This window comes from Burkholderia sp. MSMB1498 (assembly GCF_001526245.1).
Lineage (GTDB): Bacteria > Pseudomonadota > Gammaproteobacteria > Burkholderiales > Burkholderiaceae > Burkholderia > Burkholderia savannae.
In genome coordinates, this window is record NZ_LOYJ01000053.1 from 22,833 (window position 1) to 35,755 (window position 12,923).

General features: G+C 69.2%; 8 protein-coding genes. 6 read left to right on the top strand and 2 right to left on the bottom strand.

Translation table 11 applies throughout. The features are described from left to right. Positions 1–148: 148 nt before the first annotated feature. Complete coding sequence (locus WS91_RS09230; RefSeq protein WP_059670154.1) at positions 149–3,724, top strand: indolepyruvate ferredoxin oxidoreductase family protein; 3,576 nt, start codon at positions 149–151, stop codon at positions 3,722–3,724. Between the two features lie 270 nt (positions 3,725–3,994). On the opposite strand, the gene WS91_RS09235 is transcribed toward WS91_RS09230, so the two are convergent. Next, the gene (locus tag WS91_RS09235) at positions 3,995–5,662 is read right to left on the bottom strand and encodes a Na+/H+ antiporter (protein WP_059670155.1); all 1,668 of its coding nucleotides are present in this window, start codon (positions 5,660–5,662) and stop codon (positions 3,995–3,997) included. A 312-nt stretch (positions 5,663–5,974) separates the two neighbouring features. Between WS91_RS09235 and WS91_RS09240 the strand changes: the two genes are divergently transcribed. From WS91_RS09240 to WS91_RS09260, 5 genes are all read left to right on the top strand, one after another. After that, positions 5,975–7,267 (top strand): EAL domain-containing protein, encoded by a 1,293-nt coding sequence (locus tag WS91_RS09240; RefSeq protein ID WP_038747058.1) that lies wholly within the window; start codon positions 5,975–5,977, stop codon positions 7,265–7,267. 381 nt (positions 7,268–7,648) lie between these two features. Beyond that, positions 7,649–8,029, top strand: a complete 381-nt coding sequence (locus WS91_RS09245; protein WP_059584389.1) for a hypothetical protein — start codon at positions 7,649–7,651, stop codon at positions 8,027–8,029. 65 nt (positions 8,030–8,094) lie between these two features. Beyond that, on the top strand, positions 8,095–9,498 hold the full coding sequence (locus WS91_RS09250) for an alkaline phosphatase (protein WP_059670191.1): 1,404 nt from the start codon (positions 8,095–8,097) through the stop codon (positions 9,496–9,498). A gap of 14 nt (positions 9,499–9,512) precedes the next feature. After that, positions 9,513–10,322, top strand: coding sequence for a hypothetical protein (locus WS91_RS09255; protein ID WP_059670156.1), 810 nt, complete (start codon positions 9,513–9,515; stop codon positions 10,320–10,322). A 348-nt stretch (positions 10,323–10,670) separates the two neighbouring features. Then, positions 10,671–11,384 carry a copper homeostasis protein CutC gene (locus WS91_RS09260; protein ID WP_059670157.1) on the top strand — a complete coding sequence of 238 codons (714 nt, stop codon included), beginning with the start codon at positions 10,671–10,673 and terminating at the stop codon, positions 11,382–11,384. A 513-nt stretch (positions 11,385–11,897) separates the two neighbouring features. Here the strand turns inward: WS91_RS09260 and bioB are convergent. After that, positions 11,898–12,908 (bottom strand): biotin synthase BioB, encoded by a 1,011-nt coding sequence (gene bioB, locus WS91_RS09265; protein WP_059670192.1) that lies wholly within the window; start codon positions 12,906–12,908, stop codon positions 11,898–11,900. Between the last annotated feature and the right edge of the window lie 15 nt (positions 12,909–12,923).

Sequence of the window (12,923 nt, forward strand, 5' to 3'; positions counted from 1 at the left end):
AAACGCTGATCGATATCAAGATAAGCAAAAAATTCTTCTATTGGCGTAAAAAAATAGAGTTCATTGAGTTGCGCGTCGAAACGCAGGGCCGCGCCTTGCCGGCGCGGGGCGACGCCGCAACGTCGAACAGCACATCGAGGAGACGACAATGAACGCACGCCTGCCGGTCGGCGGCCCGCCCGCGTTGGCCGACTATCGCCTGACCGACAACCTCCGCGCGACGCGCGGCCGCATATTCCTGACGGGCACGCAGGCGCTCGTGCGCCTGCTGCTGATGCAGCGCGCGCTCGACGACGCGCAGGGCCTGAACACCGCGGGCTTCGTCAGCGGCTATCGCGGCTCGCCGCTCGGGATGGTCGACCAGCAGCTGTGGAAGGCGAAGAAGCAGCTCGATGCGAGCGGCGTGCGCTTCCTGCCCGCGATCAACGAAGAGCTCGGCTGCACCGCGGTGCTCGGCACGCAGCGCGTCGAGGCCGATCCGGAGCGCACCGTCGACGGCGTGTTCGCGATGTGGTACGGCAAGGGGCCGGGCGTCGATCGCGCGGGCGACGCGCTCAAGCACGGCAACGCGTACGGCTCGTCGCCGCACGGCGGCGTGCTCGTGGTGGCGGGCGACGATCACGGCTGCGTGTCGTCGTCGATGCCGCATCAGAGCGACTTCGCGATGATCGCGTGGCATATGCCGGTCGTGAATCCGTCGAACATCGCCGACATGCTCGAGTTCGGCGTGTACGGCTGGGCGCTGTCGCGCTTCTCCGGCGCGTGGGTCGGCTTCAAGGCGATTTCGGAGACGGTCGAATCCGGCTCGAGCGTCGATCTCGATGCGCTGACGACGCGCTGGCCCGCGCCCGAAGGCTTCGCGCCGCCCGCGGACGGCCTGCACAACCGCTGGCCGGACCTGCCGAGCCTCGCGATCGAGGCGCGCCTCGCCGCGAAGCTCGACGCGGTGCGCCACTTCGCGCGCGCGAACAGCATCGACAAGTGGATCGCGAAGAGCGCGCACGCGAACGTCGGCATCGTCACGTGCGGCAAGGCGCATCTGGACCTGATGGAGGCGCTGCGCCGGCTCGATCTGACGGTCGCCGATCTCGACGCGGCCGGCGTGCGGATCTACAAGGTCGGCCTGTCGTTCCCGCTCGAGATGACGCGCATCGACACGTTCGTCGAAGGCCTGACCGAAGTGCTCGTGATCGAGGAGAAGGGCCCCGTGATCGAGCAGCAGATCAAGGATCATCTTTACAACCGCGCGTCGGGCGCGCGGCCCGTCGTGCTCGGCAAGCACGACGCGGCGCACGCGCCGCTGTTGTCCGAGCTCGGCGAGCTGCGCCCGTCGCGCATCCTGCCCGTGTTCGCCGACTGGCTCGCGCGGCACAAGCGCGCGCTCGACCGCCGCGCGCGCGTCGTCGATCTCGTCGCGCCGACGATCCTGTCGAACGAGGCGGACGCGGTGCGGCGCACGCCGTACTTCTGCTCGGGCTGCCCGCACAACACGTCGACGAAGGTGCCGCAAGGCTCGATCGCGCAGGCGGGAATCGGCTGCCACTTCATGGCGTCGTGGATGGAGCGCGACACGACGGGCCTGATCCAGATGGGCGGCGAGGGCGTCGACTGGGCCGCGCACGCGATGTTCACGAGCACGCGCCACGTGTTCCAGAATCTCGGCGACGGCACCTACTTTCATTCGGGAATCCTGGCGATCCGGCAGGCGGTGGCCGCGCGCGCGAACATCACCTACAAGATCCTCTACAACGACGCGGTCGCGATGACGGGCGGGCAGCCCGTCGACGGCAGCATCTCGGTGCCGCAGATCGCGCGGCAGGTCGAGGCGGAAGGCGTGTCGCGCTTCGTCGTCGTGTCCGACGAGCCCGAGAAGTACGACGGCCATCATGCGCTGTTCCCGACGGGCACCACGTTCCATCACCGCCGCGAGCTCGATGCGGTGCAGCGCGAGCTGCGCGACACGCCGGGCGTCACCGTGCTGATCTACGACCAGACGTGCGCGGCCGAGAAGCGCCGCCGCCGCAAGAAGGGCGAATTCCCCGATCCGGACAAGCGGCTGTTCATCAACGAAGCGGTCTGCGAAGGCTGCGGCGATTGCGGCGTGCAGTCGAACTGCCTGTCGGTCGAGCCCGTCGAGACCGCGCTCGGCCGCAAGCGGCGCATCGATCAATCGTCGTGCAACAAGGATTTTTCGTGCGTGAACGGCTTTTGCCCGAGCTTCGTGACGGTCGAGGGCGCGAAGCTGAAGAAGGCGGCGGGCGCCGCGTTCGACGAGGCCGCGCTCGCCGCGCGCGTCGACGCGCTGCCGCGCCCGGCGACGCATCTGGCCGACGCGCCGTACGACATGCTGGTGACGGGCGTCGGCGGCACGGGCGTCGTGACGGTGGGCGCGCTCGTCAGCATGGCCGCGCATCTGGAGGGCAAGAGCGCATCGGTGCTCGACTTCATGGGCTTCGCGCAGAAGGGCGGCTCGGTGCTGTCGTTCGTGCGGGTCGCGTCGTCGGACGCGTGGCTCAATCAGGTGCGCATCGACACGCAGCAGGCCGACTTGCTGCTCGCGTGCGACATGGTCGTCGGCGCGAGCGCCGACGCGCTGCAGACGGTGCGCCGCGAGCGCACGCGCATCGTCGTGAACACGCACGCGATTCCGAACGCCGCGTTCGTGCGCGATCCGGACGCGAGCCTGCACGCGGACGCGCTCGTCGAGAAGATGCGGCACGCGGCGGGCGACGGCTTCCTGTCGCGTTGCGATGCGCAGGCGCTCGCGACGAAGTTCCTCGGCGACACGATCGGCGCGAACATCCTGATGCTCGGCTTCGCATGGCAGCAGGGGCTCGTGCCCGTGTCGCTCGACGCGTTGATGCGCGCGATCGAGCTGAACGACGTCGCGGTGCCGATGAACAAGCTCGCATTCGCGATCGGCCGGATGGCGGCCGCCGACGCGGCGGGGCTCGACGCGCTGTGGGACGCGCGCCATCCGGCGCACGAGCCGCTGCCGCCGCAGACGCTCGACGCGGTCGTCGCCGATCGCGAGGCGCGGCTCGCCGAATACGGCGGCGCGCGCTACGTCGAGCGCTATCGCGCGCTCGTCGGCGCGGCGCGCGCGGCGGGCGACGAACGCGTCGCGCGCGCGGTCGCGACGACGTTCTACCGGCTGCTCGCGGTGAAGGACGAATACGAAGTGGCGCGGCTCCACACGCACGGCGCATTCCGCGCGGCGCTCGAAGCGCAGTTCGAGGGCACCGCGGGCAAGGACTTCCGCGTGAAGTTCAATCTCGCGCCGCCCGCGACCGCGAAGGCGGGCAGGGACGGCTCGGCGCCGGGAAAGCAGGTGTTCGGGCAGTGGCTGTGGCCGGTGCTCGGCGTGCTCGCGCGCGTGCGCGGCCTGCGCGGCACGCGGCTCGATCCGTTCGGCGGCACCGTCGAGCGCAAGATGGAGCGCGCGCTCGCCGACGACTACGAGGCGACGATGCGCCGCGCGCTCGCGGCGTTGACGCCCGGGACGGCCGACGCGGTCGCGCGGCTCGCCGAGCTGCACGCGAAGGCGCGCGGCTACGGGCACGTGAAGCTCGCGAACGTCGCGAGCGTGAAGCGCGCCGAGCGCGAGCTCGCCGCGCGTATCGCGATCGATGCGGCGACAAGCGCGGCCGTGCAGCGCGCGCTCGACGAGATGAAGGGCGCGGGCGCGTTGCGCGGGATTCCGGTCGTCGTCGCGAAATCGTGAGCGCGGCGCGAGCGCCGGACGTCGAATGACGAGCAGTGGGCAGTGGGCAGCGGGCGGCGAGCGGCGAGCGACGGGCAGCGGCCGGTTGCGCGCGGCATGGCGCAGCGGTCCTCCGCCGTCGCGTTCCAGCGTTGCGCGCGCTGCGTGTCTGTCGCGTGCTGCGTACGTCGTGAGCGCCTCGAGCGCCTCGAGTGTCTCGCGCGACGCCCGCCCGTCACTGCGCCGCCCGCTCGCCGAGCGTCGAGAACGCGCGCCGGCGAGCGCGCGTCGTCAGACGATGCCCTTCTTGCGCGTCGACAGCGCCGTCTCCGACAGATCGACTTCGCGCATCAGCTTCGCGAGCGTTTCGTCGTTGATCTTCTGCTCGCCGCGCAGCCGGTAGAGCACCGCGCGCTCCGCGCGGATCGCCGCGATCTTCAGCGCCAGTTCCATCTTCTCGGTCTGCCGCGCTTCTTCGCGCGGCGTCGCGCCGTCGGCGGCGAGGCCCGCGAGCCGGCGGCGGTACAGGTCCATCACGCGCGCCGTCACGTCCGCGCAGCGCGCGGCGGCCGTCTCGTCGAGATCGACGGCAAGCGCGTCGTGCGCCGCGTCGACCGCGCGGATTGCCGCTTGCGCCGCCGCCGCGCGCGCGGCGCGCTCTTCCTCCGCGTGCGGATTGCGCATCGGGCGCATGCCGCGCAGCAGGAGCGGCAAGCCGATCACCGCGACGACGAGCGAGCCGAGAATCACGCCCGACGCGACGAAGATCGCGGTGTCGCGGCCCGCGAGCGGCGTGCCGTCGCCGAGCGCGACCGGAATCGACAGCACGCCCGCGAGCGTGACCGCGCCGCGCACGCCGCCCACCGTCATCACGGCGATCGTGCGCACGCCCGCCATCGTGCCGGTGAGCCCCTGCCTCGCCGCGCGGCGGCTTGCGATCCAGCGCAGCAGCCAGACCCACGCGAAGCGGATCGCGTAGAGCGCGGCGAGCATCGCGGCGATGTAGCCGAGCATCGCGCCGACGAGCGCGTCGCTCGTATGGTGTGCGTCGAGGAGCGCGCGGCCGATGATGTGCGGCAGCTGCAGGCCGAGCATGATGAACACCATCCCGTTGAACACGAACTCGATCATCGCCCACGTGCTTTCCGCGCGCACTCGCGCGGCGACCGTGCTGCTCTTCGAGAAGCTCGTGTAGTTCATCATCATCCCGGACGCGACGGCCGACAGGATTCCTGACAATCCCAAATGCTCGGCGATCAGGTACGACGCGAACGGCACGAGCAGCGTCATCACGATGCCGGGCGCGGGATCGCCTTCCTGCGAGGCGTTCAGGAAGCGCGTCGACAGCGCGCTGAACAGCCACGCGAGAGCCGCGCCCGCCACGAGGCCGCCCGATGCGACGATCACGAAGCTGATCGACGCGTCGCGCAGCGAGAACATGCCGGTCAGCGCGGCGGCGATCGCGAACTTGAGCGCGACGAGGCCCGACGCGTCGTTCATCAGCGCCTCGCCCTCGAGGATGTGCATCAGCTGCGGCGGGATGCGACCCTTGCCCGCGATGCCGGACAGTGCGACCGCATCGGTCGGCGACAGCACCGCGGCGAGCGCGAACGCGATGGGCAGCGGCAGGCCGGGAATCAACCAATGCGCGAAGTAGCCGACCGCGAGTACCGTCATGAACACGAGGCCGAACGCGAGCATCAGGATCGCGCGCCGTTGCAGATACAGCTCGCGCTTCGGAATGCGCCAGCCGTCCGCGAACAGCAGCGGCGGGATGAACAGCAGCATGAAGATTTCGGGATCGAACGTGACGTGCAGATTGAACTTCGGCCACGCAAGCACGGCGCCGATCGCGATCTGCATCAGCGGCAACGGCAGGCGCAGCGGCAGCACGCGCGTCGCGACGCCCGACAGCGCGACCGCGAGCAACAAAATCAAAACAGTGAAGACGATTGCCATCGATGATTGAAACGGGGAAGAAACGACGGTACGCAGTGTAGCGTGCGCGCGAAATGCGCGACGGGAAGCGACGTGCGAGCATCGGCGCACTGTGATGGTGCGCACAATCCCCATCGCCATGCATGCGCGGCGCGGCGCGATCGACGCATCCGCACCGGGGATGGCGCGACTGGGCGTGGTGTCGTGCGAGTGAGCACGGAGCTTGCTTGAGGCTTGCAGACAACTACGATCGAACAACCGAGGACCACCGATGAAAACCCGCGAGCCGCACGTTTCGCCTGCCGACGTTTTCGTCATGAGGAGGGCCGCCGCATGACCACGACCGTTCAGCAGGAGCGTCCCGTCGCCGCGTCGCCGTATCGCTTCGAGCCGGAGATGACGTCCGGCCTCGAGCGCGTCGCCGCGCATCACCACGATCTCACCCTGACGACGGTGTTTCAGCCGATCTTCAGCCTGTCGCACATGCGCGCGGTCGGCTACGAGGCGCTGTTGCGCGCGCACGATGCGCTCGACCGCCCGGTGTCGCCGCTCGACGTGTTCGGTGAAGCCGCGCGCCACGGCGAGGCGACGCAGGTCGACCGCCTCGCGCAGGCGCTGCATCTCGAAAACTTCGCGCGATTCGGCGCGGAGCGCGAATGGCTGTTTCTCAACGTGCACCCCGGTGTGCTCACCGATCCGTTTCAGGCCGCCGCGCTGTTCGCGAACCTGAAGCGGCTCGACATCCCGCCGCGGCGCATCGTGCTCGAGGTGCTCGAGCAGCGCGCCGACGACATCGAGCGGCTCGCCGACGCGGTGCGCGAATTCCGCGAGCAGGGCTTTCTGATCGCGCTCGACGATTTCGGCGCGGGTCATTCGAACATCGAACGAATCTGGCAACTGAGCCCGGACATCGTGAAGCTCGACCGGATCATGCTGTCGCATGCGCAGCATCGCACCGGGCTCACCGCGATCCTGCACGGGCTCGTCACGCTGCTGCACGAGGCGGGCAAGCTCGTGCTGATCGAAGGGATCGAGACCGAGCACGAGGCGCAGATCGCGCTGTCGTGCGATGCGGATTTCGTGCAGGGCTATTTCTTCGGACGTCCGGCGCCGGGGCTGCCCGACAGCGCCGCGGCGTCCGCCTGCATCGGCGAGCTCACCGAGCGCTATCGCAAGCAGACCGAAGCGGCCGAGCGGCGCGACGCGCAGCGGCTCGCGCCGTACCAGCGCGCGTTCGAGCGCGCGGCCGAGCGCCTCGCGGCGGGCGAGCCGCTCGACGAGGTCTGCTGGAACTTCCTCGCGCTCGATCACGCGGCGCGCTGCTTCCTGCTCGACGAGCGCGGGCGGCAGGCGGGCCGCAACGTCGTGCTGCGTGCGGACCGCGCGTCGCACGAGACGCGCTTTCTGCCGCTCGCCGACGCGCAGGGCGCGAACTGGCTGCGGCGTCCGTATTTCCGCTCGGCGATCGCCGAGCCGGAGCGCGTGCAGGTGACGCGGCCGTATCTGTCGATCAACGAGGCGCTGCCGTGCGTGACGTTGTCGATCGCGGTGCGCGTGAACGATGCGCTGTGCGTGCTCTGCGGCGACATCGACTGGATCGACGGCGAGACGCCGCCCGGCGCTTGATCGTCGGCGGGCCCGCGGGCCGCTGTGTTGAGTGGCGGTGCGCGCGGGCGTTGCTGCGGCACACGCGGGTTCGCTATGTGTCCGCGGAATTAACTGCAATCTTGGTTGAGTTTTTGATTCGATGCGAATGCATCGCGCGTTGCGTGCAGTTGCGCCTCGCGATACGCGGCGAGCACGTTGCCTTGCCTCGGTTCGTGCGTACGGCTTTCCAAGGCCGCGAGCGGTGCGCGTACGGCCGCGGGTTCCTGCGCGCGTCGCCGCAGGCGCGATCGGCGACGGCGCGCGTTGCATTTTGCGAACGCGAGGCCGAGAATGCTCCGAGGATTGCGGTGCCGGGCCGGCTTCGCGCGATCCCGCCATCGGCACTACGCGAAGAAAATCATGAAAAGACCGCTTTCGCTGACTGTCCTAGCGTGGTTCGTCATCGTCTCGAACCTGATCGGGCTGATCTCGCTGCCGTTTTCTCTTCACGATCCCCTTTCGCTCGCCGTCCTGCGCCGCTCGCCGCTGCCGATCGAGGCGACCGTCGCGATCGCCGTCGCCAGCGAGGCGCTGCATCTCGTCGCCGGCGTCGCGATCCTGAAGCGGAAAATCTGGGGGCGCACCCTGTACGCGGTCGTTGCGCTCGTCGGATTCGCGATCTCCGCATTCACGACGCCGTTCAAGGGCATGCTGATCGTCGTCGCCGCGCTGATCGCGCTGTTCCTGTTCATCCTGTATCGCCCGGCCGCAACCGCATACTTCAGACGGGCAGCCGCATGAACGCGCTGCGCAACGTGGTTGCGGTGCTGTTCCATGTGCTCGGCAGCTTCGTCGCGGTCGGCACGATGGCGTGCGTCGTCTGGTTGCGGCCGGCGACGCCGCGGCGGCTCGCGTGCGGCGCGGCGCTGCTCGTCGGCGCGGGCGCGCCGTATGCGGTCGGCGCGGCGATCTTCTTCCTCGGCGACGGAATGGGGCCGACCACCGTGACCGCGAGCCGCATCTACAAGGTCGGCGAGGCCGGCCAGCTCACGATGGAGAAGCTGCCGCGCACCGCGCGCATCAAGACCTTCTCGAACGACGCGCAGACGACGGACAGCGCGCCGTCGATGGCCGCGTACATGACGGGCGTGAAGATGAACAACGAGGTGCTGTCGATGTCGTCCGACACGCGCGCGATCGCGCCGGGCTCCGACGCGAACGGCAACAAGACGGTGAACAATTGCGGCGCGACCAACGGCAAGGCCGTGCCGACGCTGCTCGAGCTCGCGAAGGCGCGCGGCAAGGCGGTGGGCGCGATCACGACGACCGAGCTCACGCACGCGACGCCCGCCGCGACTTACTCGCACATCTGCCATCGCGACGCGCAATACGAGATCGCCGCGCAAGCGGTGCCGGGCGGCGCGGGCTACAACGCGGCGCTCGGCGACGGCGTCGACGTGCTGATGGGCGGCGGGCGCAATCACTGGACGCCGTTCGATCCGGTCGCGAACAGGCGCGGCCGCGCGGACGGGCGCAACCTGCTCGCCGAGCTGCAGGCGAAGGGCTACGCGCTCGCCGCGACGAAGGATCAGCTCGCACAGGCGGGCGGCGGCAAGCTGATCGGACTCTTCAGCACGACGAGCCATCTCGAGTATGAACTCGATCGCGTCGCCGGCAAGGGCGAAGGCGCGACGCAGCCGAGCCTCGCGGAGATGACGGCCAAGGCGATCGATGTGTTGTCGAAGAATCCGAACGGCTATTTCCTGATGGTCGAAGGCGGGCGCATCGATCACGCGCTGCACGGCACGAACGCCAAGCGCGCGCTCGAGGATACCGTCGCGTTCGACGAGGCGATCCGCACGGCGCTCGCGAAAGTGGATCTGTCGAACACGCTCGTCGTCGTGACGGCCGACCACGACCACACGATGACGATCAACGGCTATTCGAAGCGCGGCAATCCGATTCTCGACATCAGCCGTGGCTATCGCGACGGCCAGCCGAACAAGGATGCGGACGGCAACACGTACACGACGCTCGTGTTCGGCAACGGCGCGAACCGGCCGAACGCGCGGGCCTCGGTGGATTCGGCGAGCGCGACGAACGAAGCGTACTTGCAGGAAGTCGGCGTGCGGATGGGCGGTGCGGGCTCCGAGACGCACGGCGGCGGCGACGTGATGCTGTTCGCCGACGGCGCCGATGCGAAGGCATTCAAGGGCACGCTCGACAACACGAAGGTGTTCGGCCTCGTGAAGTCGGCGTTCGGGTTCTGAGCGGGAGGGTTGCGATGCGCACCTTCGCGATGCAAACGCGCGGGGAAAGACGCGCCGGAAGGCTCGTCGCGCGGCGCGTGCGCGCGGCGCTCGGCGCGACGGCCATGTTCGCCGGCGCGCCGGCGTTCGCCGCGCCCGCCGCGCCCGATCTCGACGCGGTGCTGTTGCACGAGAGCGCGTCGGTGAGCGCGGACGGCGTGACGCGCACCGTCACGTATCGCGAGCGGATGGTGCGCCGCGACGGGCACGTGTGGATCGAGCGCGTGCTGCCCGCGAGCGCGAAGCACGGGCAAGCGAGCGACGGCCACGCGCACGACGCCGCGCACGCGCCGCAGTCGCGCGGCGGCGTGCGCGCGGCCGCCACTTCGACGGACGCGCACGCAGGCCACAAGCACTTCGACTTCGATGCGGCCGCGCGGCACGTGACGAACGAAGGCGGGAAGGTTCGCATCGAGTACGTCGATGCGGCGCAGCGTACCGTCGTCGCGGTGCCGCCCGCCGAGTACGAGACGACGGGCTTCGACGGCTCGTGGGACAACGCGTTCTACATCACGCCGCCGTCGCGGTTGAAGCGGCTCGCGGCGAAGTCGACGCCCGGGCCTGTGTCCGGCACGCGCTGGTACGAGCAGACGGTCGGCGCGCAGGGCGTCAATCGCATTCTCTGGAGCGACACGCTGCAGGCGCCGCTCGTCGTCGAATATCGCAGCGCGGACGGCCATGCGTCGCGCAAGCTGACGCTCACACCGGCGTCGCGCGCGAAGGTGCCGCCCTGGCAGCAATTGCAGCCGTATGCGCGCAAGGAGTATGCGGACTATCTCGATTGACGCGTGATGCGTGATGCGTGGCGCGTTCGCGCCCGCGTGCGATGCCGGGACAAGCCGAGCAACGCAACGCAACGTAACGCGAGACGGCGCGGAGCAACACAAGCGAAGCGATGCGATGCGGGCGATGGCCGCACGGAGCAACGTCGCGCGCGGCGCGGCGAGCAAACGCAGGCAAGCAAGGCGCAGGCAAGCAAGGCGAAGGTGGCGCAAGGCCGGGCGACATAGCGCAGCGCGTTGCCCGTCGTCCGTCATCCATTGACCGTCGCCGCCGCATTCCGCCCGCCATGCGCGCGCGTTCGCGCCGTCGGTTACGATGCGGGCTGGTTCAACTCGACCCGAGCCGCCTCCATGCCAGCTTCCTCGATCCTTCTCGAAGTCATCGCGACGACGATCGGCGATGCGAATGCCGCCGCCCGCGCGGGCGCCGATCGTCTCGAACTCGTGACCGCCATCAGCGAAGGCGGATTGACGCCGAGCGTCGGCGTGATCGAAGCCGTTGTCGCCGCGGTGCCGATTCCCGTCAACGTGATCGTGCGGCCGCACAGCCGCTCGTTCCATTACGACGCGAACGAGCTTGCGGCGATCGCGCGCGACGTGCGCGCGGCTGTCGCCGCGGGCGCGAACGGCGTCGTGTTCGGGATGCTCGACGCGCACGGCGACGTCGATCTTGCCGCGTTGCAGCGCGTCGCCGACGCGGCCGACGGACGCGATCTCACGTTCCATCGCGCATTCGACGTCGCGCGCGATCTGAATACCGCGCTCGATACGCTGCTGCGCGTGCCGTCGGTCACGTCGGTGCTGACGTCGGGCGGGCATGCGTCGGTGCTCGACGCGCGCGACGTGGTCGCGCGGATGGTGCGCCGCGCCGAGGGCTCGACGTGCGCGGTGCTCGCGGGCGCGGGGCTCACCGTCGACGCGGTCGGCGATTTCGTGCGCGCGACAGGTGTGCGGGCCGTGCATTTCGGCTCGGGCGTGCGCGAGCGCGGCGAGGTGCTCGCGCCGATCGACGAGCGGCTCGTCGCGAAGGCGCGCGCGACGCTCGACGCGGCGGCGCGAGGGTAGTGCGTCGAAGGCATGTGCTCGCACGCGTGGGCAGGTGCTGCGCGACGATAAAAAAGCCGGGACATCGTCCCGGCTTTTTGCTTGACTATTGAAGGCGTTCGGCGTTCGGCGTTCGGCGTTCGGCGTTCGGCGTTCGGCGTTCGGCGTTCGGCGTTCGGCGTTCGGCACCGATTGTTTGATGTTCGACACCCGACACCCGACACCCGACACCCGACACCCGACACCCGACACCCGACACCCGACACCCGACACCCGACACCCGGCATCGCACATCGCACATCGCGCATTCGACATCCGACGTTACCCGCCGAACCTCGGACGTCCGGCAATCGACGCCCGACGTTCGAAATCCGACATCCGACATCCGACGCCCGGCTTCTCTTTCAGCGCTCGAGCTTCAAACGAAAAGCATCGCGCCGGGAGCGCTCGGCCGTCACCGGCGAATGTTCGCGAGCGCGCGGCCGCCGTTCGCCACGCGCGGCGGCGCGCTCAGGCACTCAAGCGTTCAAGCGTTCAAGCACTCAATTGCGTCGCTTCGCTCGCCGACATCCCGAGCCGCGCCAGCAGCTTGCGGTCGGCTTCCGCGCGCGGATTGCCGGTCGTGAGCAGCACGTCGCCGTAGAACATCGAGTTCGCGCCGGCGAGGAAGCACAGCGCCTGCATCGAATCGTCGAGCTGCTCGCGGCCCGCCGACAAGCGCACCATCGCCTTCGGCATCGTGATTCGAGCGATCGCGATCGTGCGCACGAATTCGAACGGATCGAGCGCCTGCGCGTTCTCGAGCGGCGTGCCTTCGATCGCGACGAGATTGTTGATCGGCACCGACTCCGGATACGGGTTCATGTTCGCGAGCTGCGCGATGAGGCCCGCGCGCTCGCGGCGCGATTCGCCCATGCCGATGATCCCGCCGCAGCACACGTTGATGCCCGCGTCGCGCACGCGCTCGAGCGTGTCGAGCCGATCCTGGTACGTGCGCGTCGAAATGACCTGGCCGTAAAACTCGGGTGACGTATCGAGGTTGTGGTTGTAGTAGTCGAGGCCCGCTTCGGCGAGCGCCTTCGCCTGATGCTCCTCGAGCATGCCGAGCGTCACGCACGTTTCGAGGCCCATTTCCTTCACGCCGCGGATCATGTCCTTGATCGGTTCGATGTGCCGATCTTTCGGGCTGCGCCACGCCGCGCCCATGCAGAAGCGCGTCGCGCCGTTTTCCTTCGCGGTGCGCGCGGCGGCGAGCACCGCGTCCACTTCCATCAGCTTCTCCGCCTTCAGGCCGGTCTCGTGATGCGCGGATTGCGAGCAGTAGCCGCAATCCTCCTCGCAGCCGCCCGTCTTGATCGACAGCAGCGTCGACAGCTGGATCGCGTTCGCGTCGAAGTGCTCGCGATGCACCTGCTGCGCGCGGAACAGCAGATCGTTGAACGGCAGCTCGTAGAGCGCGATCACGTCGGCGACGCGCCAGCGCGGCGCGACGGGCGCGGTCACCGGCGTTTCGGTCGTCGCGCGAGCGGTTTGGGCTTGAGTCATGTCGGTCATCCTTCG